Source organism: Nocardiopsis endophytica, assembly GCF_027706725.1.
Classification (GTDB): domain Bacteria; phylum Actinomycetota; class Actinomycetes; order Streptosporangiales; family Streptosporangiaceae; genus Nocardiopsis_A; species Nocardiopsis_A endophytica.
The window spans coordinates 36,310-62,140 of the sequence record NZ_JAQFWQ010000007.1; the positions used below are offsets into that span (position 1 = coordinate 36,310).

Annotated in this window: 31 protein-coding genes; 17 read left to right on the top strand and 14 right to left on the bottom strand. The window is 75.3% G+C overall.

Annotated features, from left to right (window positions below):
* Window positions 1-167 precede the first annotated feature (167 nt).
* Together O4J56_RS04000 and O4J56_RS04005 are read left to right on the top strand one after the other, a co-directional pair.
* Window positions 168-725, top strand: coding sequence for a GNAT family N-acetyltransferase (locus O4J56_RS04000; protein ID WP_270683698.1), 558 nt, complete (start codon window positions 168-170; stop codon window positions 723-725).
* A 250-nt stretch (window positions 726-975) separates the two neighbouring features.
* Window positions 976-1,755 (top strand): SDR family oxidoreductase, encoded by a 780-nt coding sequence (locus O4J56_RS04005; protein ID WP_270683699.1) that lies wholly within the window; start codon window positions 976-978, stop codon window positions 1,753-1,755.
* 56 nt (window positions 1,756-1,811) lie between these two features.
* Here O4J56_RS04005 and O4J56_RS04010 read toward each other — a convergent pair whose 3' ends face one another.
* Window positions 1,812-2,429: a TetR/AcrR family transcriptional regulator gene (locus O4J56_RS04010; RefSeq protein ID WP_270683700.1), complete on the bottom strand. Its 618-nt coding sequence runs from the start codon at window positions 2,427-2,429 to the stop codon at window positions 1,812-1,814.
* A gap of 136 nt (window positions 2,430-2,565) precedes the next feature.
* Here O4J56_RS04010 and O4J56_RS04015 point away from each other — a divergent pair, with 136 nt between their 5' ends.
* The 5 genes from O4J56_RS04015 to O4J56_RS04035 all read left to right on the top strand — a co-directional run bounded on the left by O4J56_RS04015 (window position 2,566) and on the right by O4J56_RS04035 (window position 6,451).
* Entirely contained in the window at window positions 2,566-3,303 is a 738-nt protein-coding gene (locus tag O4J56_RS04015) for a CPBP family glutamic-type intramembrane protease (protein ID WP_270683701.1), read from the top strand.
* Window positions 3,304-3,352: 49 nt separating this feature from the next.
* Window positions 3,353-4,192 (top strand): helix-turn-helix domain-containing protein, encoded by an 840-nt coding sequence (locus O4J56_RS04020; RefSeq protein WP_270683702.1) that lies wholly within the window; start codon window positions 3,353-3,355, stop codon window positions 4,190-4,192.
* A 4-nt stretch (window positions 4,193-4,196) separates the two neighbouring features.
* Window positions 4,197-4,616 carry a VOC family protein gene (locus O4J56_RS04025; RefSeq protein WP_270683703.1) on the top strand — a complete coding sequence of 140 codons (420 nt, stop codon included), beginning with the start codon at window positions 4,197-4,199 and terminating at the stop codon, window positions 4,614-4,616.
* A gap of 69 nt (window positions 4,617-4,685) precedes the next feature.
* Window positions 4,686-5,354 carry an HAD domain-containing protein gene (locus tag O4J56_RS04030; protein ID WP_270683704.1) on the top strand — a complete coding sequence of 223 codons (669 nt, stop codon included), beginning with the start codon at window positions 4,686-4,688 and terminating at the stop codon, window positions 5,352-5,354.
* Window positions 5,355-5,497: 143 nt separating this feature from the next.
* A complete protein-coding gene (locus O4J56_RS04035; RefSeq protein ID WP_270683705.1) occupies window positions 5,498-6,451 on the top strand; it encodes a phosphotransferase family protein in 954 nt (317 codons plus the stop codon).
* Window positions 6,452-6,769: 318 nt separating this feature from the next.
* Here O4J56_RS04035 and O4J56_RS04040 read toward each other — a convergent pair whose 3' ends face one another.
* The 4 genes from O4J56_RS04040 to O4J56_RS04055 all read right to left on the bottom strand — a co-directional run bounded on the left by O4J56_RS04040 (window position 6,770) and on the right by O4J56_RS04055 (window position 11,035).
* A complete protein-coding gene (locus tag O4J56_RS04040) occupies window positions 6,770-8,152 on the bottom strand; it encodes a hypothetical protein (RefSeq protein ID WP_270683706.1) in 1,383 nt (460 codons plus the stop codon).
* Between the two features lie 581 nt (window positions 8,153-8,733).
* A complete protein-coding gene (locus O4J56_RS04045; RefSeq protein ID WP_270683707.1) occupies window positions 8,734-9,168 on the bottom strand; it encodes a GNAT family N-acetyltransferase in 435 nt (144 codons plus the stop codon).
* Between the two features lie 59 nt (window positions 9,169-9,227).
* Window positions 9,228-10,445, bottom strand: coding sequence for an FAD-dependent oxidoreductase (locus tag O4J56_RS04050; RefSeq protein ID WP_270683708.1), 1,218 nt, complete (start codon window positions 10,443-10,445; stop codon window positions 9,228-9,230).
* Window positions 10,442-11,035 carry a TetR/AcrR family transcriptional regulator gene (locus tag O4J56_RS04055; protein WP_270683709.1) on the bottom strand — a complete coding sequence of 198 codons (594 nt, stop codon included), beginning with the start codon at window positions 11,033-11,035 and terminating at the stop codon, window positions 10,442-10,444. Before O4J56_RS04055 ends, O4J56_RS04050 begins: the two co-directional genes overlap by 4 nt.
* A gap of 160 nt (window positions 11,036-11,195) precedes the next feature.
* Here O4J56_RS04055 and O4J56_RS04060 point away from each other — a divergent pair, with 160 nt between their 5' ends.
* Window positions 11,196-11,795 (top strand): GrpB family protein, encoded by a 600-nt coding sequence (locus O4J56_RS04060; RefSeq protein WP_270683710.1) that lies wholly within the window; start codon window positions 11,196-11,198, stop codon window positions 11,793-11,795.
* A gap of 356 nt (window positions 11,796-12,151) precedes the next feature.
* Window positions 12,152-13,021, top strand: a complete 870-nt coding sequence (locus O4J56_RS04065; protein WP_270683711.1) for an MOSC domain-containing protein — start codon at window positions 12,152-12,154, stop codon at window positions 13,019-13,021.
* Window positions 13,022-13,174: 153 nt separating this feature from the next.
* Here O4J56_RS04065 and O4J56_RS04070 read toward each other — a convergent pair whose 3' ends face one another.
* Window positions 13,175-14,092, bottom strand: coding sequence for a TIGR03619 family F420-dependent LLM class oxidoreductase (locus O4J56_RS04070; protein ID WP_270683712.1), 918 nt, complete (start codon window positions 14,090-14,092; stop codon window positions 13,175-13,177).
* Window positions 14,093-14,190: 98 nt separating this feature from the next.
* On the opposite strand from O4J56_RS04070, the gene O4J56_RS04075 reads away from it, so the two are divergent.
* Entirely contained in the window at window positions 14,191-14,670 is a 480-nt protein-coding gene (locus O4J56_RS04075) for a hypothetical protein (protein ID WP_270683713.1), read from the top strand.
* Between the two features lie 70 nt (window positions 14,671-14,740).
* Window positions 14,741-15,607, top strand: coding sequence for a hypothetical protein (locus O4J56_RS04080; RefSeq protein WP_270683714.1), 867 nt, complete (start codon window positions 14,741-14,743; stop codon window positions 15,605-15,607).
* Window positions 15,608-15,834: 227 nt separating this feature from the next.
* Here the strand turns inward: O4J56_RS04080 and O4J56_RS04085 are convergent, their stop codons facing one another.
* Together O4J56_RS04085 and O4J56_RS04090 are read right to left on the bottom strand one after the other, a co-directional pair.
* Complete coding sequence (locus O4J56_RS04085; RefSeq protein WP_270683715.1) at window positions 15,835-15,969, bottom strand: hypothetical protein; 135 nt, start codon at window positions 15,967-15,969, stop codon at window positions 15,835-15,837.
* Window positions 15,966-16,847 (bottom strand): LysR family transcriptional regulator, encoded by an 882-nt coding sequence (locus tag O4J56_RS04090; RefSeq protein WP_270683716.1) that lies wholly within the window; start codon window positions 16,845-16,847, stop codon window positions 15,966-15,968. Before O4J56_RS04090 ends, O4J56_RS04085 begins: the two co-directional genes overlap by 4 nt.
* Before the next feature lie 80 nt (window positions 16,848-16,927).
* On the opposite strand from O4J56_RS04090, the gene O4J56_RS04095 reads away from it, so the two are divergent.
* Window positions 16,928-18,181: an MFS transporter gene (locus O4J56_RS04095; RefSeq protein ID WP_270683717.1), complete on the top strand. Its 1,254-nt coding sequence runs from the start codon at window positions 16,928-16,930 to the stop codon at window positions 18,179-18,181.
* Window positions 18,182-18,186: 5 nt separating this feature from the next.
* On the opposite strand, the gene O4J56_RS32195 is transcribed toward O4J56_RS04095, so the two are convergent.
* Entirely contained in the window at window positions 18,187-18,537 is a 351-nt protein-coding gene (locus tag O4J56_RS32195; RefSeq protein WP_456299792.1) for a cold shock domain-containing protein, read from the bottom strand.
* Between the two features lie 113 nt (window positions 18,538-18,650).
* Here O4J56_RS32195 and O4J56_RS04105 point away from each other — a divergent pair, with 113 nt between their 5' ends.
* A complete protein-coding gene (locus O4J56_RS04105) occupies window positions 18,651-19,106 on the top strand; it encodes a VOC family protein (protein WP_270683718.1) in 456 nt (151 codons plus the stop codon).
* A 7-nt stretch (window positions 19,107-19,113) separates the two neighbouring features.
* On the opposite strand, the gene O4J56_RS04110 is transcribed toward O4J56_RS04105, so the two are convergent.
* The 3 genes from O4J56_RS04110 to O4J56_RS04120 form a co-directional block, all read right to left on the bottom strand.
* A complete protein-coding gene (locus O4J56_RS04110) occupies window positions 19,114-19,938 on the bottom strand; it encodes a helix-turn-helix domain-containing protein (RefSeq protein WP_270683719.1) in 825 nt (274 codons plus the stop codon).
* A 65-nt stretch (window positions 19,939-20,003) separates the two neighbouring features.
* A complete protein-coding gene (locus O4J56_RS04115; RefSeq protein ID WP_270683720.1) occupies window positions 20,004-20,432 on the bottom strand; it encodes a hypothetical protein in 429 nt (142 codons plus the stop codon).
* Window positions 20,433-20,590: 158 nt separating this feature from the next.
* Window positions 20,591-20,878, bottom strand: coding sequence for a hypothetical protein (locus O4J56_RS04120; RefSeq protein WP_270683721.1), 288 nt, complete (start codon window positions 20,876-20,878; stop codon window positions 20,591-20,593).
* 285 nt (window positions 20,879-21,163) lie between these two features.
* Here O4J56_RS04120 and O4J56_RS04125 point away from each other — a divergent pair, with 285 nt between their 5' ends.
* Window positions 21,164-21,445 carry a GntR family transcriptional regulator gene (locus tag O4J56_RS04125; RefSeq protein ID WP_270683722.1) on the top strand — a complete coding sequence of 94 codons (282 nt, stop codon included), beginning with the start codon at window positions 21,164-21,166 and terminating at the stop codon, window positions 21,443-21,445.
* Between the two features lie 48 nt (window positions 21,446-21,493).
* Here O4J56_RS04125 and O4J56_RS04130 read toward each other — a convergent pair whose 3' ends face one another.
* A complete protein-coding gene (locus O4J56_RS04130; RefSeq protein ID WP_270683723.1) occupies window positions 21,494-22,876 on the bottom strand; it encodes an FAD-binding oxidoreductase in 1,383 nt (460 codons plus the stop codon).
* A 114-nt stretch (window positions 22,877-22,990) separates the two neighbouring features.
* On the opposite strand from O4J56_RS04130, the gene O4J56_RS04135 reads away from it, so the two are divergent.
* Complete coding sequence (locus tag O4J56_RS04135; protein ID WP_270683724.1) at window positions 22,991-23,980, top strand: helix-turn-helix transcriptional regulator; 990 nt, start codon at window positions 22,991-22,993, stop codon at window positions 23,978-23,980.
* Window positions 23,981-24,058: 78 nt separating this feature from the next.
* Window positions 24,059-24,367 carry a PadR family transcriptional regulator gene (locus O4J56_RS04140; protein ID WP_270683725.1) on the top strand — a complete coding sequence of 103 codons (309 nt, stop codon included), beginning with the start codon at window positions 24,059-24,061 and terminating at the stop codon, window positions 24,365-24,367.
* A 49-nt stretch (window positions 24,368-24,416) separates the two neighbouring features.
* Here the strand turns inward: O4J56_RS04140 and O4J56_RS04145 are convergent, their stop codons facing one another.
* Window positions 24,417-25,061: a class I SAM-dependent methyltransferase gene (locus O4J56_RS04145; RefSeq protein ID WP_270683726.1), complete on the bottom strand. Its 645-nt coding sequence runs from the start codon at window positions 25,059-25,061 to the stop codon at window positions 24,417-24,419.
* A gap of 44 nt (window positions 25,062-25,105) precedes the next feature.
* Here O4J56_RS04145 and O4J56_RS04150 point away from each other — a divergent pair, with 44 nt between their 5' ends.
* The gene (locus tag O4J56_RS04150) at window positions 25,106-25,744 is read left to right on the top strand and encodes a TetR/AcrR family transcriptional regulator (protein WP_270683727.1); all 639 of its coding nucleotides are present in this window, start codon (window positions 25,106-25,108) and stop codon (window positions 25,742-25,744) included.
* The last annotated feature ends 87 nt before the right edge of the window (window positions 25,745-25,831 follow it).

Here is a 25,831-nt window from a genome sequence, read left to right on the forward strand (position 1 = left end):
CACGGATGCGGTGGGCGTCTTGACCGACGCCGTCCGGCCGTGCACCCGGCGTGCACGGCCCCTGCGCGGGCGGCGGGGCCGGGCCGGGGCAGGACGGGGCGGGCGTGAAAGGATCGTCCGCCGGTGCGCGTCGGGCGCATCCGGGCGGTGGCGAACGGAGGGCGGAGATGCTGGCGGTGCCTCTCGACGGGGGCGGGGCGGTCCTGGGCGCGCTGGAGCCGTGGCAGGCCGAGGAGTTCCTGGCGCACATGGACCGGGGGCGGGAGTTCATCGGGGGCTACATCGGTTTCCCCGACGCCGTCACGGACGTTGACTCGGCCCGGCGGGTGCTGGAGGACTACGCGGGCAAGGCGGCCGCCGACACCGGGCGCATCTACGGCATCCGGGACGGGGGCACGCTGGTGGGCGGGGTGCTGTTCCGCACCATGGACGCGGGCCAGGGTGTGGCGGAGGCGGGCTGCTGGCTGGAGCCCGCGGCGACCGGCAGGGGGCTGGTGACGCGCGCGGTGCGGGTGATCATCGACTGGGTCTTCCGCGAGCGCGGTTTCCACCGGGTGGAGTGGAGGTGCGCCTCGGGGAACCGGGCGAGCATCGCCGTGGCCGAGCGGCTGGGCATGACCCGCGACGGTGTGCTCCGGCAGAGCCATCTGCTGCGCGGGCACCGCCAGGACATCGAGGTCTGGTCGGTCCTGGCCCCCGAATGGGAGGAGCGGCGCGGCGGGTGATGCGCCTCAGGGGGCCTGCGGCGGGCCGTCCCGACCGGTGCCCGGCGCGTTCCGGGGGCGGTATGGACCGGCTGGAGTCGGCTGGCGGTGTCCCCTTGGGGGTGTGGTTCTCCGTCCGCCCGGGTTGGCCCGCCGAGGGGCGCCGCGCACGAACGGCGAACGCCGCACCACTGCCGGGCCGCCATCGGCAGGCGGGTGAACGGGTCGATTGAGGACCGGAATGGTCCGCATTGGTTCCTAGCGTGCCCGCATGGACACGACGAACACTGACACGGCCTCCCCTGCCCCTTCCACCGCCGTGGTCACCGGCGGCTCGCGCGGTATCGGGCGCGCCGTCGTCGAACGGCTGGCGGACCGGGGGCACCTGGTCGCCTTCTGCTACGCGCGCGACGAGGGCGCCGCACGCGACGTGGAGCGGGCCGTCGCCGACAGGGGCGGGCGCGCCCGGGCGGTGAAGGCCGACGTGGACCGGGCCCAGGACGTCGAGCGCCTGTTCACCGAGGCCGGGGCCTTCTTCGACGACCACGGCGCCCCCGGGCGCCCGGAGGTGGTCGTGGCCAACGCCGGGATCACCGCCTCGGCGCCCCTGGCCGAGACGGCCGAGGAGGAGTTCGACCGCGTCATGGCGGCCAACGCCAAGGGAACCTTCCTCACCCTGCGCCAGGCGGCGCGGCGCATGGGGGAGGGCGGGCGGGTGGTGGTGGTCACCTCGGCCACGACCTTCTGGCCCGGCCCCGGGGAGGGGGCGTACGCGGCCGGCAAGGCCGCCTGCGAGCTGCTGGCGCGCGTCGCCTCCCGGGAGCTGGGGCCGCGCGGCATCACGGTCAACAGCGTGGCGCCGGGCCCCACCGACACCGACCTGCTGCGGGGCGCCGTCCCTGAGGAGGGCAGGAGCGCGGTCGCCGCGATGACGCCCCTGGGGCGCCTGGGCGGCGCCGGCGACGTGGCCGACGCGGTGGTGGTGCTCACCGCCCCTGAGGCCGGGTGGCTGACCGGCCAGACCGTGCGCGCCGACGGCGGACTCGTCTGACCCGCCGACCGGCGAAAAGGGCTGGGCCGCTTCCGGGGGCACCCCTGGAAGCGGCCTCAGGCGACCCCGTCCGGCCCGAGGGCCGCCGTCCACGTCCGCACCAGTGCCTTGAGCACGTCCTCGCGCGTGCGCCCGGGCGGCGGCCACAGCAGCGCGCCGTGGACCTGGGCGTTGATGCCCTGCACGGCCAGGAGCGCCGCCGTCTCCGGGTCCGGGCCGCCGCACCCCGCCCGGCGCAGCTCGGCGGCCAGGGCCGCGGCGATGCGCCCCTCCACCGCCCGGAGCCGGGCGACGAGGTCGGGACGGTGCAGCGCCTGGTCGATCAGAAGGGGGTGGATGCCGGGGTCGTGCATGTGCGCGCGCGCCGCGGCGTCGGCCAGCGCGCCCACCAGGCGCGGCAGCGGCGCCTCCTCGCGCGCGCACGCGGCCAGGGCGTCCTCGACCTCGCGCGCGGTGCGCTCCATGTGCTCCTCGGCCAAGGCCGCCAGCAGGTCGTCCTTGTCGGAGAAGTACTGGTACAGCGACCCGATGGACACCCCGGCGCGCTCGGCGACCTTGTTGGTGGTGGTCGCCAGGTACCCGTGCTCGCGGAAAAGCTGAGCCGCGGCCTCCAGGATCCAGGCCACCGTCTGGCGTGAGCGCTGCTGGCGGGGGCTTCGGCGCCCGTGCTCCATGGGCCCTCCAACGCGAGTACCGGAATCTGAGCATTGCTCACATCATGGTGGTGCAGGGGAGCGCTCCGGACATACCCGTCGCCCGGACCGGGCGCGCCGCCCCCTGTCCTCCTGCCGCCGTTCGAAAGGTGCCGCCGTGCCCGCCGCACTGTCCGCCTACCTGCCGATCGCCGCTCCCGGCCTGGTGCTGCTGGTGGCCTGCCTGGCCGCCGGGCGCCGTGTGCGCGAGCCGCTGTGGCCCGTCCTCGTCCTGGTCCTGGCCTTCATCCTGGTGCGCGACGCCATGACCCCGGCAGGGCTGTGGCGGCTGGGCACCGGGCAGGGCGTGCTGTGGATCCGCTTCGCCGAGGACCCCTGGTCGCTGGCGGCGCTGGGCGCGGGGGCACTGGCCGCGACCGCGGCGATGCTCGCCCTCCTGCCGGACCTGCGGCGCCTGGTGCGCTGGTGCGCCCGCCCCGGCCCGCTCGCGGCCGGGGCGGCGGGCGGCGTGCTGGCCGCCGCCCCCCTGCTGTTGGCGGCCGCCGGAACCCCGCCGGAGGCCAGGGGCGGCGAGGTCGCCGCCGCGCTCCTGCCCGCCCTGCTGCTGGTGTGCGCGGGCGGCAACCTCGCCGAGGAGGTCCTCTTCCGCGGGTTCCTCCAGGGGCGGCTGGAGCAGGAGACCTCCCCGCTGCGCGCGGCCCTGGCCTCGGCGCTGCTGTTCGCGGCCTGCCACTCCTTCCTCGCCTCGGTGGTGACCGGCGCGGGGTGGCCCCTGCTGGCCTTCACCTTCTACGAGGGGCTGATCTGCGCCCTGCTGCGCATGCGCTGGGGCGTCGCGCCGGCCGCCGTGGCGCACACGGTCGCGATCCTGCTGCTGGCCGGCGGGCTTCCGTGAGCCGCGGCGCGGCGGGCGCGCCCCGGTGCGGGCGGCTACCGTGGGCAGGGTGGAGGAGTTCCGCACCGCCCGTCCCCACCCGGCGCTGGCCGGGATGGTGGCGCCCTACATCGGCTACGCCCAGGAGCACCGGGGCGGCGGGCCGCCGGTCCACCTGGGCCTGCCCTCGGGGGCCGTCACCGTCGCGGTGTCCCTGCGCGAGCCCATGGACCTGCTGGGCGGACCCGGCGCCGAGCAGGGGCCGGTGCGTCTGCAGGCCGTCGTCGGGGGCCTGCACATGCGCCCCGTCCTGCTGGGGCGGTGCGGGCCCGAGCGCGGCGTCCAGCTCGCCGTGCATCCGCTGGCGGTGCGCGCGCTGCTGGGGGTCGGTGCCGCCGAGCTGACCGGTACCGCGGTGGACGCCGCGGACCTGCCCGTGCCCTGGGCGCGCCTGCTGCCCGAGCGGCTGGCCCGGGCCCGCGGGTGGGCGGAGGTCTTCGCCGAGGTGGACCGCGCGCTGCTGTGGGGGCTGGAGCGCTCCGGCGCGCGCGGCTCCGCCCCCGCCGAGCTGGCCTTCGCCTGGAGGCTGCTGCGCGCCGAGGGGCCCGTGCGGGTGCAGAAGGTGGCCGACAGCGTGGGGTGGAGCAGGCGCCACCTGGCCCAGCGCATGGGCGCCGAGGTGGGCGTCACGCCCAAGCAGGCCGCCCGCCTGGCCCGGTTCGAGCGCAGCACCCGCGCGCTGCGCGCGCGCCCGCCCGGGCTGGCGTCGGTGGCCGCCGCGTGCGGGTTCGCCGACCAGGCCCACATGACCAACGAGTGGCGCGAGCTGGCCGGGTGCACCCCGACCCAGTGGATCCGCGACGAGCTCCCATTCCTTCAAGACCTCCCGGTGCCCGCCGGGCCATCCTGAGGGCATGAGTGAGAACGCATCCACCACGCCCGTGCCGGGGCCCGGCGTGTGGCCGGCGCTGGGCTACCGCGACGCCGAGGCCGGCCTGAAGTTCCTGACCGGGGTGCTGGGCTTCACCGAGGCGCTGACCGTACGCGGCTCCGGGGGCATCGAGCACTGCGAGGTCCGCTGGCCCGAGGGCGGCGGGCTGATGTTCGGCTCCGATGAGCAGCCCAGCCCCGGGACGGTCTACGTGGTCACCGCCGACCCCGACCGGGTGCACGCGCGCGCTGTCGAGCACGGCGCCGAGGTCCTGGGGGAGCCCCGCGACACCGACTACGGATCGCGCAACGTGACCGTGGCCGACCCGGAGGGCAACACCTTCACCTTCGGCACCTACCCGGGGACCGAGCCGGGCGCCGGACAGGCGGCGGAGAGCCCCTGAGGCGGCCCGGCCAGAACGAGGAAGGGGCCCCTTGGGGCCGGACGGCCGTCCGGCCCCAAGGGGCGGGGCGTGTCCGAGGAGGGAACAGGGGGACGGGGCGGGAACGGATCGGGGCCAGCGGGCGTCCTAAATGGAAGACGGGGCGCCGACCGCGCCCCGGCCCCCGCACCAGCCTTCAAGGAGGCCCTTCTGATCCCCGCGAGCAGCCTCCCCCTGCTGTTCATCGACGTCGACGGCCCGCTGAACCCCTTTGAGCGGGCCTTCCCCGGCCCCAAGGGCTACACCTCCCACCAGATGAAGCCCGACACCTGGGTCGAGGAGTTCCCCGGCATGCCGCACGCGCGCGTGCCGCCGCTGACGGTGCGGCTCGACCCCGCCCACGGCCCGCTGCTGCTGGAGCTGCCCATGGAGCCGGTCTGGGCCACCACCTGGCAGGACGACGCCAACACCTGGATCGGCCCGCACCTGGGGCTGCCCGAGCTGCCGGTGGTGCGGTGGTCGGCGCCGCGCACCCCCGACCCCGCAGGGCTGCACTGGAAGACGCGCGAGCTGTCGGCCTGGGCCGGTGAGCGCCCCTTCGCCTGGATCGACGACGAGCCGGGCGAGCGCGACCGCGAGTGGCTGGACCTGCACCACCCGGCGCACTGCCTGCTGCTGCGCATCGACGCCTCCCGCGGGCTGGCCGCGGAGGACTTCGCGCTGCTGCGCGAGTGGGCCGACCGGACCCGGGCGGCCTGACCCGCCCCGGGAAGGGCCGGGCGGGCCGCCGCCGGGAGGGCTCGGATAACCGCTCGTGCGCCGGTCCGGGGGCCTGTTAGCGTGCCGCTGTGACACACGGCGGCACACCGGCACCGACACCTGCTCCCGGAACCTCTGAACGCGTGGCCGGGGCCATCCTGCGCGAGCACGGGGAGGACCTGCTCGGCGCCGAGCGGGGCCGGGGCTGGACCAACGCCACATGGCTGGCGGACGAGCTGGTGGTGCGCGTCGCCACCCGGCCCGGAACCACCGACCTGCTCCGCGAGGTGCGGCTCGTCGGGCTCCTGCCCGAGGAGGTCGGCTACCCGCCCATCGTCGGCTCGGGCGTCCGGGACGGCCATGAGTGGGTGCTGACCCGGCGGGTGGCCGGGCAGAACCTGGAGGAGGTCTGGCCGTCGCTGGATCCTGCGGCCCGGTCGCGCGCCGTTGAGCAGATGTGGGAGCGGGCCCGCCACATCCACCGCGTCGACGCGGCCGCCGCCGCACCGCACGCCCGCCCCCGGTCGCCGTTCTTCCCCCGGAGCCCGGGCGAGGCCTGGGCCCGCCTCGAACGGCTCGTCGCGGCGGGCGAGCTCACCGCGCCCCAGGCCGAGGGGCTCGGCCGGGTACTCGACCGCTTCTGGGCCGCCCTGCCCAGCGCCGCCCCGGCCCTGAACCACGGCGACCTGTGCACGCCGAACACGCTGTGGCGCGACGGACGGGTCGTCGCCCTGCTCGACCTGGAGTTCGCCGTCGTCGCGCCCACCGCGGTCGACCTCAACGAGACCGTCAAGACGGCCTTCGGCCCCGACGGCTCCGACAGCGCCGACCGCCATGACGGCCGCGGCGACCGCGCCCCGCGGCGGGGCGCGGTCGCCCGCATCGCCGAATCGGCGCTGGAGGCGGCCGGCGGCCCAGACGTGCTCGTGGGCTACTCCGTCATGCTCGAGACGTGGGTGCTGGAGAACGAGTCGGCCGCGGACGAACCGGACCGGACCGACCGCGACAACGCCGCCGCCATGCTCGCCGCCTTCGCCGAGGGGGACGGCGGCCACTACGCACCGCTCCTCGCCGGGCTCGGGCGGCGGGCCCGCTGACCCGGGGGACCTGAGCGGCCGCGGCATGTCGTCGATCATCGCGGTCGGGACCGCCCGCCCGAGGGCCCACGAGTGCGCCCTGTCCTCCGCCTCCGCACGACCAGCGGCCGGTCCCCGACCGGCTGGAGGGCACTGCGTCGGCCGCGGTACTGCCGACCGGGCGGGAGCCGGGGCGCCCGGTGCCGGGGCTGGGCATAGGGCTGGGGATTCGAGGAGTGCGCATGCCCGATACCGCAGAGGGCTGCGGGCCGACGGGATCCTGATCCGTGACGGGGAACCACGACACCCGCTCTGAACGCCGAGCTCAACGGAGTCGCCCTAGCCGGTGACCTCCAGGCTGAAGCTGAAGGCCGGGCTCTGGAAGTCCGATCCCTCGTGGCGCAGCGGCGGGCGCGGCCGCCGATAGGTCTCGAGCCGGGCGACGCGATTGCGCACGGTCGAACTCAGCTCGACCACCTCGTACTCGAAGGACGCCCCGTCGCCGTCGAGGACCGTCTCGGCCAGCACGTCGGCCAGCGCGGTCTCCCCGGCCACCATCGTGAGATCGGACTCGGCGACCACCGTGCCGCCGGCGCCGTCGGGGCGTCGGGGACCGCGTGAGAAACGCGGAACCTCGACCCGCAGCCGGTGCCCACCGGGCTCGAGACGCAGATGGATCCTGGCCCAGCGGGCCTCCACACGGCGGCCGTCGACGTACACGGCCGGCGCCTCCATCCACGGGCGCTCCACCGCGCCGAGCGGCTCGCCGTACCTGATGAGGTTGTGCCATGCCGCGTCGTCGACGCCCGGTTCGAGGTACTCCAGGCCGGGGAACATGTACGTCCGCTTCTCGATGCGCGAGACCGGCTTCGACCCGGTCACCCTGACGCGCTGCCAGACCTGCTCAAAGCGCAGGTCGACGACGAGCCCGGCCGCCCCGGGCCCGCTCCGGGGCACCGGCGCCGCCTGCCTGCCCAGCAGCGTGACCGGCGTGTCGCCCGATTCGAGTGGGACGGACCGCTGGAGCCGCTCGTGGCGGTCCACCGGGCGCCGCTCGCTCCAGTCGAGCACCCGCTCGGCGCCGATCGCGAGCAGGACCGCGGGCAGGAGGGCGACGGCGGCGATCAACGCCGCGACCGCGCCCCCGTCCGGCCTGAACACGACGGCGCCGAGCGCCGTCAACGCCACCCACGCAATGAAGATCCCCACCCCGTTCGGGGCGTTCCCCTTGGTGCTGTCGTAGTTGTGCTTGGGAATCGCGCGACTGCCGGGTGGACCGAAGAACCAGGCCGCCCCCAGGACGTCCCTCTCGAACCATCGATGGCGCGGATTGCAGACGTCGTTGTAGAAGTCGAGCTCGGCCGCCGGGCCGTCGAAAGGCGCGGCCGCCCCGTCGACCATCCACCATCCGCGGCTGCCACCGCCCTGCACCTCGACCAGGTGGCGCTTCCGGGAGACCTCCACGGCGGCCTCACCGAACCCCTGAAGAGCGGGAATACCGTCGATCAGGACGACCGGTGTCCCCGCGAACGGGAAGTACGGCCTGCGCTGTAGCGCGAACGTGGTGTGTTCCTCGGCGAACAGGCGCAACCTGATCCACGTGCTGCCGGAGCCGACGACCGGGTCGGCTCCGCCGGGCATGACCCGGTGCGCCGATCGGGGGTGAGCGCGCAACCGCCAGCCCTCGGCGATGTGCTGGGGGTCGGTGGTCGGACTCCTCATACCAGGCCTTCCTGGATCTCATCTTCGATGACGCTTCGTCGGGGATCCGGCAGAGCCCGCCACGCGTTCGGGGCGCCTGCTCGAAGATCATCGTGCACTCGGTATCGCAGGCGAAGCCGCTGGACGGTAGCATCAGCCCCTTGGGCTCGACATCGTCGGAGACGTCGTACACGAGCATGCACGAGCGCGTGTCGCCCGCGCCGATGGAGCCCCCGTCGTCGAGACCGGCCACGCGCATGACACCCGTGGTCATCGGCGCCGCCCCGAGCTCCTCACCAGAGGAGGCGGCGAGGTCGAACGAACTCCACGGGGCGAACACGGACTCCTCGTCCCGGATGTCCTCCACGTTGAGCTGCACGACGATGGACCGATCGAAGACGCCGTCCATGGGGCCGCCGGACTCCCTGTCATCGAGCCGGCGGCCAGGAACAACGCCAGGGAACTCGGCGCGATCCGGTGCGGTCCGTGGCCGCTATCGCCGGTTCCTGCCGAACCCCGTCCGTCCCCGTTGAGCGGTCGCGGCGTGGGGCATCCTCCCCGGCCCCGTCCGCATTCGCCCCGGACCCGCTCGGCCGCACGGCTCACGGCCGCACGTGCGGCATGCGCGGGCGGCGCTCCATGTAGGTGGTGTCGGGCTCGGCGAACCCGAACTCGGCGTAGAGGCCGTGCGCGTCGTCGGTGTGCAGCATCCACCGGAAGTCGCGGCCGGGCCCGTCGTCGATCATCGCGGTCAGGATCGCCCGCCCCAGGCCGCGGCCGCGCGCGCTCGGGGCGACGTAGACGTCGGCCAGGTAGGCCAGGGCCGCGCCGTCGCTCGCGGCGCGGGCGAAGCCCACCATGCGCCCGGTGCCGGCCTCATAGGCGCCCACCAGGCGCCAGGCGGCGCGCAGTTGGGTCTCGAACATCTCGCGTGTGCGGAACTTGGCCCAGTACACGTCCGGGCTGGTGCTCAGGGCCTCCCACAGCCACTCGCGGTCGATGCGCGCCGGGTCGGTGCTGATCTCGATGCCGTCCACGGGCCGATTGTGCCCGCCGGGGCCGCCCGGTGGAAACCGCGGCGCCGCGGGTCCGGCGCTCAGCGGCCGTCGCCCGAGGACGGGGCGGAGGCGGGCACGCCGGTCCGGCCGCCGCCCTTGGGGGCCGCCGCCGCGGGCTTGCCGGTCAGCATCCGGGCCAGGAACGTGCTCGTGCCCGGGAGCCCCAGCAGGCCCAGCATCACGCGGCGGGCCCGCAGCCGGGCCCGGGAGCGGGGCAGGAACCACTTGGCGGTGCGCAGCGCCGCCCTCCGCCGCTCTTCGGCCACCGGGCGCCATCCCCGCTCGTAGGCGCGCAGCCCCTCCTCGACGCTGCGGGCGCGGGCCAGCTCCTCGCCCAGGCGGTAGGCGCCGCCGACGGCCAGGGACGCCCCCTGCCCGGCGAGCAGGGACACCGCGTAGGCCGAGTCGCCCACGAGCACGGCCCGCCCGCTGGACCAGGAGGGCACCTCGCTCTGGGCGACGAGGTCGTAGAAGACCTCGTCGGGCTCGGGGCAGGCCTCCAGCGCGCGCGGGACGAGCCACCCCAGCCCGGAGCAGGCGCGGCGCACGGCCGCACGCGGGTCCTCGGGCAGGGTGCGGTCGTCGCTGCGGAACACGATGAAGGTGGCGACCCGTCCGTCGCGCAGGCCGTACAGGCCCATCTGGGCGCCGGTGGTGTCGGTCAAGAAGAAGCGGTCCTTGACCCGGGCGTGCACCTCCGGGTCCTCGAAGGTGTAGGCGGCCGCGTGGAATCCCAGGTGGCGCAGTCGGCCCTCGTCGCCGCCGAGCAGGGCGCGGCGCACGGGCGAGTGGATGCCGTCGGCGCCCACGAGCAGGTCGCCCTCCACGCGCTCGCCGTCCTCGAGGATCGCTGCGGCGCCGTCGGACCCGCTCTCGGCGCCGGTCGCGCGGGCGCCGTAGCGCAGTTCCACGCCGTCGGGCAGGGCGGTGCGCAGCACGTGCTCCAGGTCGGGGCGCAGGATGGAGATCAGCCCGTCCATGGCCTGGGCGAAGGCGGAGAAGGGCGCGGTGGCGCGTACGCGCCCGGCCTCGTCGACGAAGGCGGCGTCGCGGAAGCGGTACCCGGCCCGGTCGAGGGCGGGCAGCAGGCCCATGGCGCGGGCGGCGTCGTGGCCGGGCCCGAAGAAGTCGATCATGAACCCCTGGGGGCGCGGCGCGTGGGCCTTCTCCAGGACGGTGACGTCGTGGCCGTGGTGGGCCAGGCGGTGGGCGGCGGCGAGTCCGGCGATTCCGGCGCCGCAGACGACGGCCTTCATGGGTGTCCTTCCTGTGCCGTGCCCGGGGTGCCGTCCTGCAGCAGGCGGCCCAGGACCGGGGCGACGGCGGTCGAGGTGAGTTCGGGGTCCAGGGTGCGGTGGAGCATCATCCCGTCCAGGGCGGCGGCCAGCACCGCGGCGGTGCGGTGGGGGTCGGGCACCCCCTGGGCGGCCAGGCGGTCGCCCAGCCGCGCGCGGAACCGCGCGAGCAGTCCGGCCATGGCGGTGCGCAGGCCCTCGTCCCGTCCGGCGGCCAGCATGGCCTCGCTGACCAGGCGGGAGGCGGGGTCGTCGCCGGGGTAGCGGTCCAGGTCGGCGAGCATCAGCTCCAGGGCCCGGGCGGCAGTACGGGCCTGGGACAGGCCCTGCTCCGCCCCTTCGACGACGGCCTCCATGACCTGCACGGAGGCCTCGGTCAGCAGGGCGGGCAGCGAGGCGAAGTGGTAGTGCACCAGGCCGGGCGCCACGCCCGCGCGTTCGGCGACCATGCGGGTGCTCACCGCGTTCCAGCCCTGTTCGGCGACCAGTTCGGCGGCGGCCTGCAGGAGTCGGCTGCGGACCTGGCGTCCGCGTTCGGCGCTGGTGGCCACGGGCGTGCTCCTTCTTGGTCGATCGTTCTGGGCGTTCGCCTTGGGCGACTGCCCAAATCCAGGATGGCACACCCGCCCCGCCGTTGGGAAGGGGGCGGCACCATGGGGAGGGCCCCGCCCCGCCCGGGGCGGCGGGCGGTCGAAGGGAGAGGAGGGGCCGATGGCTCCAGCGGACGGAGCGGGCGGGCATCCGGGGTCCGCCCCCAGGAGCGACGAGGAGCTGGCCGCGGTGACCCAGGGCGGTGTGCGCCCGCATGAGGCGCCCATCGACCTGGTCGAGTACGACCCGCGCTGGCCGGAGCTGTTCGAGCGGGAGGCACGGCGGGTGCGCGCGGCGCTGGGGGAGCGGGCCCTGGCGCTGGAGCACGTGGGCTCGACGTCGGTGCCGGGGCTGTGCGCCAAGCCCGTCATCGACGTGCTGCTGGTGGTGGCCGACTCCGCCGACGAGGACGCCTACGCGCCCGACCTGCGGGCCCAGGGGTACGTACTGCGCGTCCGCGAGCCCGACTGGCACGAGCACCGCCTGTTAAACGGCCCCGACACCGACGTCAACCTGCACGTGTTCGGGCGGGAGAGCGACGAGCCGGGGCGGATGCTGGCCTTCCGCGACCACCTGAGGGCCGACGAAAAGGACCGCCGGACCTATGCCGAGACCAAGCGCCGCCTGGCCGAGCGCACATGGCGGCACGTACAGCACTACGCCGACGCCAAGTCCGAGGTCGTCGCCGCGATCATGTCCCGCGCCCTCGCGGAGCAATAGCGGGCGGGATCGGACAGCGGCGGGGGGGCGGGCGAATAGGGCGCGTGGACAGGCGGGTGCGCCCGGCGTTGACCTCGGGGGAAACGATGCTGCCGGACCGCTTTTAGGGGACCATTTCCCGAGGTCAACGACGCAGGGGCGGCGCTCGGCGGCGGAGTCGGCGGGGCCGGACCCCTGCGGTCCGCCCGCCTATCCGCACGGCCTCCCCGGGCCGCCGGATCGAAGCGCGAAGGGCGACGGCAACGGTCGGCGGCCCTTGCGCCGGCGCTGGCGATCGCTCAGAGTGAGCGCGGGCCACCGTCACGGGCGGCGGGCTCCACTCGGTTCGCGCGCGGGGACCCGGTAGCGTCGTCGCCATGCCGCGAGTCTCCGCACTGATCAGTTACCCGGTCAAAGGCTGCGCAGGGTCGCCTGTGAGCCGGGCCGTGTCCACACCGGCCGGGCTGCCGCACGACCGGGCGTTCATGGTGGTCGACGCCGAAGGGGTCTTCCGCAGCCAGCGGGGCAGCCCGCGTCTGGCGCTCATCCGCCCGACCGTGGAGGACGGCGGCGCGCACCTGCTCCTGGAGGCCCCGGGCACCGCACCCGCCCGGATCCCGGTCCGGGCCGATGGGCCGCGGACCGGCGTCACCATGCACGGGCGCCCCTTCGGCGCCGTCGACCAGGGCGAGGAGGCCGCGCGCTGGCTCACCGCGGTCCTCGGCGAACCCAGCCGCCTGGTCCGCGTGGCCCCCGGGCACGACCGCGTGGTCGACGGGCACTTCACCGGCACCAGCGCCTTCGCCGACAGCAGCTCGGCCCTGGTCCTCTCGCTGTCCTCCCTGGACCTGCTCAACGCGCGGCTGGCCGAGACCGGGGCCCCGGCGCTGCCCATGGACCGCTTCCGCCCCAACATCGTCGTGTCGGGCTGGCCCGAGCCGCACACCGAGGACGGCGTGCTCACCATGCGCATCGGCGGCACCGGGCTGGGCTTCTCCAAGCCGTGCAAGCGCTGCGCGGTGACCACGGTGGACCAGGAGACCGGGGAGAAGGCGGGGCCCGAGCCGCTGCGGACCCTGGCCTCCTACCGCCGCTGGGCCGAGGGCGGCGTGGTGTTCGGCGCCAAGTTCGCGGTCCTGGATCCCGGCCCCGTCGCCGTGGGCGACGAGGTCGAGGTGGACGAGTGGGCCGCGCCCGAGCGCGCGCTGGTGGCCCTGGCGGGCGAGGAGGAGGCGGCCCGCCGGTGAGGAGGCCCCGCCCCCGAGGGGGCGGGGGCGCGGAGCCAGGGTTCGGGAAGGCCCGGCGTGCGGGGGCCGGCCCCCGCACGCCGGGGACTGCGCCGTGTCCTGACCGGGGCGGAGCCCTCCACGGCCAGCCCCATCCCCCGGGCAGGCCGGCTCTCAGCGCAGGGTGCCCGCCTCGAGGTTCACGACCTTCTCGGCCACCTCGGCGAGCATGCGCTGCTCCTCCTCGGGCGGGCGCAGCAGGTCGGGGGTTCCGCGGTAGGTGTCGAACAGGACGTGCTCGGCGCCCATGGCGGCCAGCTCCTCCAGGTCCGAGTGGATCTGCTCGAGGCTGCCCTCCCCGGCGCGGCGCTCGTCGTCGGGCAGGGGCAGGCCCGCCACTTCGAGGCGGATGCGCGGGGCGAACGCCGGGACCTGCCGCCCCTCCTGCTCGGCCAGCGCGCGCAGCGCCGGCAGGCCCTCCTCGCGCAGCCACCCCAGCGGCGGGTACACCGGGTGCCAGGCCTGCCCGAACCGCACCGCGCGCCGCATCGCCGCCCTGCTGGCCCCGCCGCCCCATACCGGCGGGTGCGGTCGGCGCACCGGCCGCGGCTCGGTGGCCACGTCGGTGTAGGAGGCGAACCGCCCCTCGAAGGAGGCCGTGTCGTGGGTCCAGGCGCCGATGATCGCCTCCAGGTACTCGTCGGCGATCGCCCCGCGCTTGCCGAAGGGCACGCCGAGGGCCGCGAACTCCTGCTCGGGCCAGCTCACGCCCACCCCCAGGACCATCCGTCCGCCGCTGAAGTTGTCGATGTTGGCGACCGTGCGGGCGGTGGCCAGCGGGTGCCGGTAGGGCAGCACCGCCACGGTGGTGCCCAGCTCCACGCGCGAGGTCTTCCCGGCCAGCCAGGCCAGCGTGGCGAAGGGGTCGTAGAAGGGCGCCGGGTACTGCGCGGCCACGTCCGGGGTGACGGCGATGTGGTCGGAGATCATCGCCGAGTGGAACCCGCGCTCCTCGGCGAAGGCGGCCCAGCCCGCCAGGTGCTCGGGTGTGGCGTAGCGGCCGAAGTTGAGGATGTTGACACCGAACTTCACGTCGGCCTCCAGAGAGTCGGGAGGGGGCGGAACGCCTGCGACCCTAGCCCCGGCCGCCCGACCGGCCCCGTCCGGGCGGCGGATGGGACCATGGCCGCATGGCCGACCTGCTCTGGGAAGGCGTCGAGGACCTGTTCGACGGCGAGACGGCCGGGCCGCTCCCCGACCTGAGGGTGCCCGGTGCCACGGCCGACGGCTGGCAGGCACTGCTGGAACTGGTCGTCGAGCGCGGGTGGCGGCACCGCTACGCCGAGGACGGCTCCGCGGCGCCCCTGCCTTCGGCGCGCACGGCGCTGGCACGCAGGACCGCCGCGCGCTGGCCGGAGCTTCGCGTGTGGCCCGCCGAGGGGCTGCTCGCCGTCTTCCGCTTCGAGTCCGAAGAGGACGTCGACTTCGACATCGACGTGCGCGAGATCCGCGGCCAGGAGTCGCTGGACGCCCTGTGCGGGTTCCTTGGCGCCATCGGCCGCCGCCTGCGACGGCCCGTCCTGATGGCGCCCGAGGGCGGCGGGGCGGCCCCGGTGCTGCGCTTCGACCCCGCCGCCGACCGGGTGGTGCGCACGGACGGCCGCTCCTGAAGGCCGCGGCGCCGCCCCGTGGGCCGCGCGCGGGGGCGCCTGTCGTTCGCGGCTGCCACACTCTTTCCCCATGACGCCACGCCCCCGCTGGGCCGACGACCTGTTCCCCTTCCCCACGCCGCCCGCGCTCGCCATAGTGGTCGACCTCGCCTGGGAGGAGGGGTTCCTCGCCACGGACCTGTTCGAAGAGGGCCTGTACGACGCTCCGCGCGTGCAGACCTGCTCCGCCCTGCCCTTCGACCTGTGCGAGGCGCCCCTCGCGCCGGAGGGGTGGGAGTACTGCTACGCGGGGGAGGCGTTCCGCAGGCACCATGTCCCCTTCATGTCCGTGCCGGAGCTGCTGCCCTTCGCCGACCTCGGCAACGGCACCTGCGTCGGGTGGGTGGTGGCCGCGCCGGAGCTCGGACGCACCGACCACCCCGTCGCCTCCTTCGGGCACAAGGAACCGGGCATCGTCGGCCGGAACACCCTGGAGGGCCTGGCCTTCCTGCTCGCTCCCGCCCTGGGCGGCGAAGGGGGCCGCCACCGGGCCCGGCTGGAGCGCCTGGCGGCCGAGCTCGGGATCGTGCCCACGGCCCAGTACGGTACGGACCCGGCCGTCCCCCTGGACCTCGCGCCGCCGAGCGGGTGGCGCCACGAACCCGACCCGTCCGGCATCGGGATCGGCGTCCTGGCGCCCGAGGACGCCTTCGCCGACGAGTACCCGGCCTTCATTGGGGACACGGACGCCGTCGCGGCCGACGCCTCCCGGATGCTCGACAGGGGCCGCCCGGCCAGCGCCCTTCTGGGGCTCACCGCCGCCTACCACGAGGACGTGTCGCGCCTGCCGGACCTGTACCCCATGTGGGCGCGCGCCTACGACGACCTCGGCCGCCCACTTCTGCGCGAACGCCTCGACACCATGATGGAGGACCACCGCCGCCGGATGGCGCACTGAGGCGGTGAGCCGTCGGCGCGGACCGTGTCCGACCTGCTGGCCCCCTGGGGCCCGCCGTCGGGAAAGGTGTCCGCTGGAGCGGTGGGACTCTCGTCCGCCGCGACCGCCCTTGGCGGGCGCCCGAATGCCATCCCCCCGAAGGGCAAGTCGCCGGTCGTGGATTCAACGGCGGGCCGACCGGGCGGACCTCGTGGGTGGGGTCGGCGCACGACCGTGGCGGTGCCGCCCTACCGGCACCCGCCGGCCACCGCCCGCAGGGTCGCCGGCACCGACGACTTCAGCGGCGGACGGATGATCCCCGGGGGAGCCGACCGCAGCAGGAGGTCGCCGCCCTGGGAGCGCCCTCCGGCGGCGGACGTCATCCGCCGTCGAGGGCCTCCTCCAGCATCGCCAGGAACGCCGCCGCGGCCGGGGACGGCGGCATCGGCCCCCACACCAGGCGCTCGGCCCGCACCGGCGCGTCGGACACCGCGACCGCCACCACCCCTTCCAGCCCGGGGACGTAGGGCTCGGGCAGCATCCCCACCCCCACGCCCTCGCGGACCAGGCGCACCATCGTGTCGGCGCCCGACACCTCGAAGGCGACCTCGCGGTGCAGCCCGGCGGCGGCGAAGGCCTGGTCGGACTGGGCGCGCCCGGCCGATCCCGCGGGGAAGTCGATGAACAGCTCGGCGGCCACCTCCCGCAGCTCCGCGCGCCCCCGCCCGGCCAGCGGGTGGCCGGGGGCGACGATGGCCACGAGACGGTTGGTGGCCAGCTCGCGCACGCGCAGCCCCGGGACCTGCATGTCGATGGGCACCCCCAGCAGGGCGGCGTCGAGGTCGCCCCTGCGCACCTGGTCGATCATCACCTCGCTGCCGATGGTGCGCAGCGCCACCCACACCTTGGGGTAGCGCTCGCGGAAGCGCCCCAGCAGCGCGGGCAGGTCCACCGCGGTGACGGTGGGGATGGCGCCCAGGTGCAGCCTGCCGCGGCACTCGCCGGCGGCGGCCCCGGCCTCGGCCCGTGCGCGGTCGGCGGCCTCCAGCGCCTGCCGTGCCCCGGGCAGGAACGCCTCTCCGGCCGGTGTCAGGCGCACGCGCCTGCTGGTGCGCTCGAACAGGCGCGTCCCCAGCTCCCGCTCCAGGCGGGCGACCTGGTGGCTCAGCGCGGACTGGACGACACGGCACCGCTCGGCGGCGCGGGTGAAGTTGTGCTCCTCGGCGACCGCGACGACATAGCGCATCTGTTGCAGCTCCACCTGATCGATCGTAGTCGTTCATCGATCCGATGAGAACAATGTGTTGGACAGATCGGTCGGGGCGCCACGACGCTGAATCCATGACGACATCGCGTGATACCCCTTCCGCGGCCCCCGGCGGGGCCACCGGTCCCGCCGCGTCCGGCCCGGGCACCCCCGGCGTCGGCCGCGGGCTGCTGTTCCTGATGTCGGTGGCCACCGGCCTGGCCGTGGCCGGGAACTACCTGGCCCACCCGCTTCTGGAGCGCGTCTCCGGGGCGCTGGGCACCACCCCCGCGGCGGCGGCGCTGATCGTCACCGCCGCCCAGGCCGGGTACGGCGCCGGACTGCTGCTGGTGGTGCCGCTGGCCGACATCGTCGAGCGGCGCCGCCTGGCCGTAGGCCTGTTGGCGGCCGCCGCCGTGGGCCTGGCCGCCTCGGCGGCCGCGCCTTCGCTCCCGGTCCTGCTGGCCACCACCGTGGCCACCGCCTTCGCCTCGGCCGCCGCGCAGGTGCTGGTGGGAACCGGCGCCGGGATGGCCGCGCCGGTCGACCGGGGGCGCGTTGTGGGGGCGATGATGTCGGGCCTGCTGACCGGCGTGCTGCTGGCCCGCGTGGTCTCCGGCGCGCTGGCCGAGGTCGGCGGCTGGACGGCGCCTTACTGGACGGCCGCCGTGCTGCTGGCGGCGGTCGCGGCCGCCCTGCGCCTGGCGATGCCGCGTTCGGTTCCCGCCGAACCCGACCACGGGCGCCCCGGCTACCCGGCGCTTCTTGCCTCCACCGTGGGGCTGCTGGCGCGTGAGCCGGTGCTGGGGGTGCGCGCGTCCATGGCGGCGCTGTCCTCGGCCGGGTACATGGGGATGTGGACCGGGTTGGCGCTGCTGCTGGGCGGCCCGGCCTACGGGTGGTCGACCAGCGCCATCGGCCTGTTCGGTCTGCTGGCGGCGGCCGGGCCGGTGGCCACGCAGGTCGCGGGTCGCCTGGCCGACGGCGGGCATGTGCGAGCGGTGACCGCGGCCGGGGCGGCGGCCATTGCCGCCGCCTGGGCGGTGCTGTCCGGCGCCGCTGAGGCGCTGCCGTTGTTGGTGGCCGGGCTGCTGCTGGCCGACGTGGGGCAGGCGCTCGTGCTCAACAGCTCCCAGAACGTGCTGTTCGCGCTGCGGCCCGACGTGCGCAACCGGGTCAATTCGATCTTCATGACGGTGTTCTTCGGCGGCGGGGCCCTCGGGGCGGGCGTGGCCGGGAGCCTGTGGGGCGCGTGGGGCTGGAACGGCGTCGTGGCGCTGGGGGCGACGGCGGCCCTGGGCGTGGTGGTGCTGTGGGCCGTGGACCGCCGGCGCCGGACCCCTCGCTGACGGCCCTACCCGCCCAGGACCTCCACGGCGACGAAGGCGATGAGGGCCACCAGGGCGGCCAGTGCGAGCAGGCCGACGAGGTAGCCCGCCCACGTGCCCGGTGGGGATTCGGGGGACGCCTGGGCCGCAGGAGTCACATCCGATGCGTATTCGCCCAGCGGGGTGACGAAGGTCGCCTGCGGGCCCTGGCCGCCGTAGGTGACGTCGAACGACACACGCCAGCCGACCTCCAGGGTCTTGTACCCGTTCGTCTGGACCTCGGAGGCGTCGACGCGCAGGTCGCGACTGCCTCCGTCAGGGGTGATGAACCCGTAGCCCTGTACGTCGTCGAACCACCGGACGGTTCCCTCGGCCATCGGCCCTCCCTCCGCACACGGGAATGGGACCGCGAAGGACGCCTGCGCGTCTACCCGGGGAAGTGAGAGGTCTTCGGCCGAGACGTGTCGGCGGCCGGTGGGAGGGTGCGGCCATGAGGACGACGCTGCAACTGACGATCGACTGCGCGGACCCGCGGCTCCTCGTGGAGTTCTGGTGCGCGGCCCTGGGGTACGTGCCCGAGCCCGCCCCGGACGGCCACGCCACCTGGCGCGAGTACTGGCTCTCCTCGGGCGTGCCCGAGGAGGAGCTCCCGCCGGGCGCGGGGGAGGAGCCCGAGTCCATCGTCGACCCCGACGGGGTGGGGCCGCGGGTGTGGTTCCAGGTCGTGCCTGAGGCCAAGGCGGTCAAGAACCGGCTGCACCTGGACCTGCGCGTCGGCGGCGGGCGGTCGGCGCCCTATGCCGGCCGGCGCGGCCGGGTCGGGGCCGAGGCCGAGCGCCTCACCGGGCTCGGGGCCCGCACGCTGCGGGTGATGGACCTCCCCGACGCGGCCTACTACGCGGTGGTGATGCAGGACCCGGAGGGCAACGAGTTCTGCGTGACCTGAGGCCCGCTCACGCGGAACGGGCCTGGGCGCGGGCCCCCAATGCCTGGGCGGTGGCGCGGTCGGCCGGGTAGAACGACTCGATGACCAGTTCGGCGACGGTCACGTCCAGGGGTGTCCCGAAGGTGGCGACGGTGCTGATGAACGACAGCTCGCCGCCGCCCTGGGTGCGCAGGCGCAGCGGGATCGCGATGGGAGTGGGGCCCGGGGGCGCGTCCGCCCCCTGCCCGCCGGTGCCGGTGCGCGGGTAGGCCTCCAGCTCCCGGTACAGCTCGCCCAGCGCCGCGTCGCCGCTCCACTCCACCTGCCCGTGCAACCGGTGGAGCAGGTGGGCGCGCCACTGCTCCAGGTTGGCGATGCGCGGCGCCATGCCCTCGGGGTGCAGGCTCAGCCGCAGGACGTTGACCGGGGGCTCCAGCAGGTGCTCGGCGACGCCGTCGAGCATGGCCGCGACGGCGGCGTTGGCCTCCACCATGTCCCAGGAGCGGTCCACCACCACGGCCGGGTAGGGCTCGTGCCCGGCGAGCACCTGGCGCACCGCCTCGCGCACGGGCGCCATGCCGGCCCCCTCCAAGGGGGTCTCGCCGAACTCGGGGGCGTACCCTCCGGCCAGCAGCAGCCGGTTGCGCTCGCGCAGGGGGACCTCCAGGTGCTCGCCCAGGCGCAGGAGCATCGCCCGGCTTGGGTGGGAGCGCCCGGTCTCCAGGAAGCTCAGGTGGCGGGCCGACACCTCGGCCTTGATCGACAGCTCCAGCTGGCTGACGCGCCTGCGGGTGCGCCACTGCTTGAGGATGTCTCCCACGGGCTGCGTGGCGCGCGCTCGGACCCCGTCCACCGTTCCCCCTCCCGGGCGGCGCGCCGTGTGCGCGCCGCCGGTCGCAGTATGCACGGAGGGCGGGGTCACCGGGCGCGGCGCAGGGTGAGGGCCTCGGCGACGGTGATGGGGGCCAGGGCCGCGGCTTGGAGGGCGACGGCGGCCGCCCCCAGGAGGGTGGGGCCCATGGCGCCGCTGAGCGCCAGGAGCGCGCTGGCGATGATCCAGGCGGCGTTGAAGGCGACGACGAACCGCACGGCCGACGGGGCGACCCGGTCGCGGGCGGCGAGCCGGGCCAGGAACCCGGCGAAGGCCACCAGGAAGAGGCCGACCCCGGCGAGGAAGGGCACCGGGTAGCCGAGCAGGCCGGTGAGCCAGGGGGATGCGGCGGCGAGGAGCGCGCCGGTGGCGGCGCATGCCAGGGCGTCCACGCGCAGGGCCAGCCGGACGGCGGGCGTCCCGGCATGGCCGGAGGCGCCGGAGGCGATGGGGGAGCGGGCGGTGTTCGAGGCCATGTCGGCCTCCTTTCGGGGCGTTTCCGATGTCGCCCCTCGAGCATCGCGAGCGCCGGTAGGGGTGTCGATTACGTGCGAGGTAAGCGCCCGGCCGGCCTGGGCGGCGACCTCGATGAACGCGCCGGGATCGCCAGAGCCCGGAGGAGCCGCCCCACACATCAGTCCTCGGGGCGGCCCTTGAGGTACCAGACGCCGTCTTCGACCTCCGTGCAGCGCTGGGAGAAGTATTCGGCCGACAGCAGGGAGCGTGCCGAGCCTGCACGACGCGGCGGATCCTCTAGGTCGGCGAGGAAGGCGTCGATGTCCGGCTGGACGACGGTGGGGGCGTGGTCGGCCTCGGGATCGTTGGCGACGGCCACCCACAGGCTGCCTGCCCGCCGGATCGACCACCGGTCACCGTAGTAGCGGCGCAGGAGCGCGAGCACCGGGTCGCGCCGGGTGCTCACCGGGACACCGCCCGGTCGGCGAAGAGGCGGAAACGGCGCTCGTCGGCCGCGCGACGGCGCTCCAGAGCACGGACATAGGGGCGCACACGGGTCGCGGTGCGCCGAGGGCGATCGCTAGTCTTCACTTGTCATCAGCTCCATTGCAGCTGGTGGCCATGCCCCGGGACGGTTGCCGCCGTCGCCGGGGTCGTCTTATGGCTCGCGATCATAGCCGAACTGGTATCTGTACGTCCTCAGACGTATCTCTTTGAAGCCGTTGGTCGACAGACTTCTAACCTCGTGGTTATGGAATTCGGTCCCGATGACCAGATCGACTACGAGCACCCGGTCACGCCCTACCGCCAGCTCGGTGACATCCTGCGGGCCAGGATCGAGCGCGGGGACTGGTCTCCGAACCGGCCGATCCCTTCTGAGGCCCGGCTGGTCCAGGAGTACGGTCTGGCGCGCACCACGGTGCGGCGGACGATCAAACTGCTGGTCGATGAGGGTGTGCTGTTCGTCGTACCCCAGCGCGGCACCTATGTCGCCGAGCCGGGCGCAGAAGGAGAATCACCCGGGAAGGCGTGACCGCGCAGGGGCGACGATGCGCCCCCGCGCCACAAGCCGGCTTGCCCCTCAGTCCACGCGGTGGCCGAAGGCGAAGACGTCGGCCGGGTCGTGTTCGGCCTTCAGGCGCCGGAGCAGGGCCACATCCTCATCCGTGTAGGCGCTGCGCACGACCTCCGGTGTGCTCAGCTCTCCGCTCGGCAGGAAGGTGGGCAGGCGCCCCAGCGACCAGGGGCCCAGCGCGTCGGCGGCCTCCCGCGCGCGGCGCGCCGCCCGCGGGTCGACCCTCTCGCCCGGCATGGTCAGCACATTGGCGAAGTAGGCCGCCTGCCGGTGGCCCACCATCGCCTGCCCCGGCCCCTCCAGCGCACCTCCCATGTGCCGCACCTCGGTGATCACCGGCCCGCCCGGCCCCGGCTCGACGGCGCGGCCCAGGACGCCCAGTGCCTCTCCCGGCAGGTTCCGCACCACACGCGTGTCCCCGAACCAGGCCACCGGCGCGTCCGGCTCGGCGTGCACGCTGCCGGACTCGCTCGCGGGCATCTCCCGCAGCCCGCCCATCAGCACCGGCCCGGCGTCGAGGCGGTCCACCAGCTCCCGCCCCCGCTCGGCCCGCCCGGTGTAGGCGATGCGCACGTGCATGATGGTGCGCCCGGCGATCGCCTCGGGCACCCCGGGCGTGTCCGGGACGGGGATCACGGCGGCCGAGGAGTTCATCTCGGGCGGCAGGCCGTGCGTCCAGTCGGTGTAGGCGCCGTAGGCCGCGGCCGGGTCGGCGGCGTCGACGTAGAACCCGCCGCCGAAGATGCGCTCCAGCTCCACCAGCCCGGTCTCCACCTCGGTCACGGCCGCCAGGCCGCCGCGCCCGCCCAGCAGCCCTCGCAGCAGGTCCGGGTCGTCCTCAGGGGTGAGTGTGCGCAGGCGCCCGTCGGCGGTGACGGCCCGCACCGACCGCACCCGGTCGGCCGCCCACCCGAAGGTGCGCCCCAGCAGCGGCAGCCCTCCGCCCAGCAGGTAGCCCACCGCGCCCACGTGCGGGGCCGACCCGCTGAGCGCGGCCAGGCCGTGCTCGCCCGCCGCCCTGGCCACCGCGCCCCAGCGCGCGCCCGCCTGGATGCGGGCGGTGCGCCGGTGCGGGTCGATGCTCACCTGGTCCATGCGGCGCGTGGTGACGAGCAGGCCGCCGCCGGCGGGGACGCCCGGGCCGTGGCCGGTGCCCTGCACGGCCGCCTTCATCCCGTGCTCGGCGGCGAAGGCCACGGCCAGGCGCACGTCCTCTTCGTGCGCCGCCCCTACGGCCACGCGGGGCCGGTGCGGCACCGAGGTCTGGAAGTTGGCGCACTCGGTGTCGAAGCCCTCGTCCCCGGCCAGTAGTACCGGTCCGCGCACCGCGGCGGCCAGCGCCCGCACGTCCCCGGCCGGCGCGCCGGTGATGGTGGTCGTCCCGCTCATTTCCCCGTCCCTTCGTGGATCCTGTCCGGTCCCCGCCTGCGGGGCCGGCTGCCATGGGGAGCATCCCGGCAAAACTTGACACTTGCCGTCATGTTTTTCGGCCACCATGGAGGAATGAAGTCCGACCGGCTGCTTTCGATCCTGCTGCTGTTGCAGACCCGCTCCCGTGTGACCGCCGGCGAGCTGGCCGAGCGCCTGGAGGTGTCGGTGCGCACGGTCCACCGCGACGTCGAGGCGCTCTCGGCCGCCGGGGTGCCGGTCTATGCCGAGCGCGGGCGGCGCGGCGGCATCGCGCTGCTGCCGGGGTTCCGCACCGACGTGAGCGGGCTGACCGCCCCCGAGGCCCAGGCCCTGTTCGTGCTGGCCTCCGGCGGCGCGCACGGCGCCCTGGGGCTGGACGGGGCGCTGGGGTCGGCGCTGCGCAAGGTCATGGCGGCCCTCCCGGCGCCGCACCGGCCCGCCGCCGAGCAGATGAGCAGGCGCATCATCGTCGAGGCCGAGCGCTGGCGCAGCGGCCCGCGGGCCGACGCCGACCTGGGCGTGCTGAAGGGGGCGCTCTTCGGCGACCGGCGGCTGCTCCTGGGCTACCGGCACGGCGGCGGGCGCGAGGCCGAGTACACCGCCGACCCCTACGCGCTGGTGGCCAAGGCCGGGGTCTGGTACCTGGTGGCCGACGTGGCGGGGGAGCCGCGCCTGTTCCGTGCCGACCGCGTGCTGTGGGCCCAGGAGCTCGACGAGCCGGTGCGCAGGCGCCCGGGGCAGGATCCGGTGGCGGTGTGGGAGGAGCTGCGCGGGCAGGTGGAGCGCCGCCCCGAGGGGGTGAGGGTGCACGTCCGCGTGCGCGCGTCCAAGGCGGCGCTGTTCACCCGCATCGTCGGCCCTTTCCTGGAGGAGCCGCCCGAGCCGGAAGCGGGCGCCGAGTGGTGCGGGGCGGTGCTGGCCTACCCGGAGGCGCGGGCCGCCCGCCAGCTGTTGCAGTTCGGCGCCGATGTGCGGGTGTCGGCGCCGCACAGCGCGCGCGAGGTGATCGCCGAGGGGGCCGCGGAGCTGGCCGCCCTGTACGGCCCCCAGGGAGGCGGAGGGGGCGCTCCGGAAGAGCGGTAGCGTGCGGGCGGGTATCGGCGCCCGATATCGGCTCCGTGACATAGGGTGCGGGCAGACCCGTGGGCGAGGAGGCGAGGGATGCGCGACTTCATCCGGGGGGCGGTGCGGCTGCACATCCTGCACCACGCCGCCGAGGGGGAGATCCACGGCGCCTGGATGACGCGGGAGCTGGCCGCGCACGGCTACGACATCAGCCCGGGGACCCTGTACCCGACGCTGCACCGCCTCGAGGCCGACGGGCTGCTGGTGTCCGAGCAGCGCGTGGTGGAGGGGCGCACCCGGCGCGTGTACGCCGCGACCGAGCAGGGGCGGCGGGTCCTGGCCGAGGACCGCGCCGCCCTGCGCGAGCTGGCACGCGAGGTGCTGGGGGCCGAGGTCCCGGAATGAGCCGGGGCGCGGCCGCCGTGGGGCCCGGCGAAGGCGTCGGGCCGGTCCTCTAGGCGTCGCGGCGCAGCGTGAACCAGAAGGTGGGCACCTCGTTGGTGCCCGGCGTGACGTCGACCATCTCCCACCCGGCGAACCGTGCGCGCAGCTCGTCGGCCGTGATGCCCTCCGCCCACGACGCGGGGGCGAAGCCCGCGTAGGGCCCGTCCAGCCCTCCGGGGCCGAACCCGAACATCAGCAGCAGCGCCCCGGGGGCGGCGCGGCGGGTGAGCCCGTCGGCGTAGGCGTCGCGGCGGTGCAGCGGGATCCCGCAGTAGCAGCTCAGGTCGAAGAACAGGTCGAAGGGGCCGGGCGCGTCCAGCTCGTCGAGGCGGGTCGCGTCGCCGTACAGAAGCCGGATCGGCGTCCCGGCGGCCTCGGCCTTCTCCCTGGCCGCATCGACGGCGTCGGAGACCAGGTCCAAGGCGGTCACCTCCCAGCCGTGGCGGGCGAGGTAGACGGCGTTGGTCCCGGTGCCGCAGCCGAGTTCGAGGGCGCGGCCGGGCGGCGGCGCGCCGTCCCCCTCGACCAGGGCGACCAGCTCGGGCGGTGTCACTCCGGTGTCCCACGGCGGCCTGCCCGCGTCGTAGAAGTCCTGCAGCGCGCGGCGGACGGCCGCCTCTTCCTGGTCGGGCCGGTGAGGGGTGTTCCGGGTCATGGCTCCTCCTTATTAGAGTTGCACTCTAGAGTTAGACTCAGATCATGGATGGAGTCAAGGGGCCGGACAAGCGCGCCGAGCGGTCGCGCCGCACCCGCGAGAAGGTCATCGCGGCGGCGCGCGAGCTCTTCATCGCGCAGGGGTACGGGGCGACGAGCCTGCAGGAGGTCGCGGACCGGGCGGGCGTGGCCGTCCAGACCGTCTACTTCGTCTTCCGGAACAAGCGCACGCTGTTCAAGGACGTCGTCGACACGTCCATCGCCGGGGACACCGAGCCCGTGGCCACGATGGACCGCGAGTGGTTCCGCTCGATGTGCGCCGAGCCCACCGCGGCCGGGCAGCTGCGCGCGCACCTGCGCGGCACCCGCGAGATCATGGGCCGGGTCGCCCCGATCGTGCCGCTGATCGCGACCGCGGCGGCCACCGACCCCGAGATCGCCGCGCAGTGGCCGCGCGACCGCGACCCGCGCTACACCGTGCTGTTCGCGGCCGCCGAAGCCCTGGTCGGCAAGCCGGACGTCCGCCCCGGCCTCGACGCCGAAACGGCGGCGGACGTGATGTACGGCCTGCTCAGCCCCGAGCTCTACCTGGTGCTGGTGCGCGACCGCGGCTGGTCGCCGGAGCGGTGGGAGGAGTGGGCCCTGGCCACCTTGACCTCCCAGCTGTGCGCCGGCCCCGGGTAGGCGGACCGGCGCCCCAGGGCGTGCCTCTCGGATCGTTCTCGGCTCGCGGCCACGCCCCTACTGCGCCGCTTCGCGATCATCGCGCGG

Coding starts and splice junctions, on each gene's coding strand:
- O4J56_RS04085 (WP_270683715.1), bottom strand. CDS start 15,969: ATGACGTCCGCCGCCGGAGGGCGCTCCCAGGGCGGCGACCTCCTGCTG.
- O4J56_RS04150 (WP_270683727.1), top strand. CDS start 25,106: ATGGATGGAGTCAAGGGGCCGGACAAGCGCGCCGAGCGGTCGCGCCGC.
- O4J56_RS32195 (WP_456299792.1), bottom strand. CDS start 18,537: ATGGCCGAGGGAACCGTCCGGTGGTTCGACGACGTACAGGGCTACGGG.
- O4J56_RS04025 (WP_270683703.1), top strand. CDS start 4,197: ATGAGTGAGAACGCATCCACCACGCCCGTGCCGGGGCCCGGCGTGTGG.
- O4J56_RS04065 (WP_270683711.1), top strand. CDS start 12,152: ATGCCGCGAGTCTCCGCACTGATCAGTTACCCGGTCAAAGGCTGCGCA.
- O4J56_RS04060 (WP_270683710.1), top strand. CDS start 11,196: ATGGCTCCAGCGGACGGAGCGGGCGGGCATCCGGGGTCCGCCCCCAGG.
- O4J56_RS04105 (WP_270683718.1), top strand. CDS start 18,651: ATGAGGACGACGCTGCAACTGACGATCGACTGCGCGGACCCGCGGCTC.
- O4J56_RS04115 (WP_270683720.1), bottom strand. CDS start 20,432: ATGGCCTCGAACACCGCCCGCTCCCCCATCGCCTCCGGCGCCTCCGGC.
- O4J56_RS04130 (WP_270683723.1), bottom strand. CDS start 22,876: ATGAGCGGGACGACCACCATCACCGGCGCGCCGGCCGGGGACGTGCGG.
- O4J56_RS04000 (WP_270683698.1), top strand. CDS start 168: ATGCTGGCGGTGCCTCTCGACGGGGGCGGGGCGGTCCTGGGCGCGCTG.
- O4J56_RS04040 (WP_270683706.1), bottom strand. CDS start 8,152: ATGAGGAGTCCGACCACCGACCCCCAGCACATCGCCGAGGGCTGGCGG.
- O4J56_RS04125 (WP_270683722.1), top strand. CDS start 21,164: ATGGAATTCGGTCCCGATGACCAGATCGACTACGAGCACCCGGTCACG.
- O4J56_RS04080 (WP_270683714.1), top strand. CDS start 14,741: ATGACGCCACGCCCCCGCTGGGCCGACGACCTGTTCCCCTTCCCCACG.
- O4J56_RS04140 (WP_270683725.1), top strand. CDS start 24,059: ATGCGCGACTTCATCCGGGGGGCGGTGCGGCTGCACATCCTGCACCAC.
- O4J56_RS04095 (WP_270683717.1), top strand. CDS start 16,928: ATGACGACATCGCGTGATACCCCTTCCGCGGCCCCCGGCGGGGCCACC.
- O4J56_RS04010 (WP_270683700.1), bottom strand. CDS start 2,429: ATGGAGCACGGGCGCCGAAGCCCCCGCCAGCAGCGCTCACGCCAGACG.
- O4J56_RS04005 (WP_270683699.1), top strand. CDS start 976: ATGGACACGACGAACACTGACACGGCCTCCCCTGCCCCTTCCACCGCC.
- O4J56_RS04135 (WP_270683724.1), top strand. CDS start 22,991: ATGAAGTCCGACCGGCTGCTTTCGATCCTGCTGCTGTTGCAGACCCGC.
- O4J56_RS04075 (WP_270683713.1), top strand. CDS start 14,191: ATGGCCGACCTGCTCTGGGAAGGCGTCGAGGACCTGTTCGACGGCGAG.
- O4J56_RS04145 (WP_270683726.1), bottom strand. CDS start 25,061: ATGACCCGGAACACCCCTCACCGGCCCGACCAGGAAGAGGCGGCCGTC.
- O4J56_RS04050 (WP_270683708.1), bottom strand. CDS start 10,445: ATGAAGGCCGTCGTCTGCGGCGCCGGAATCGCCGGACTCGCCGCCGCC.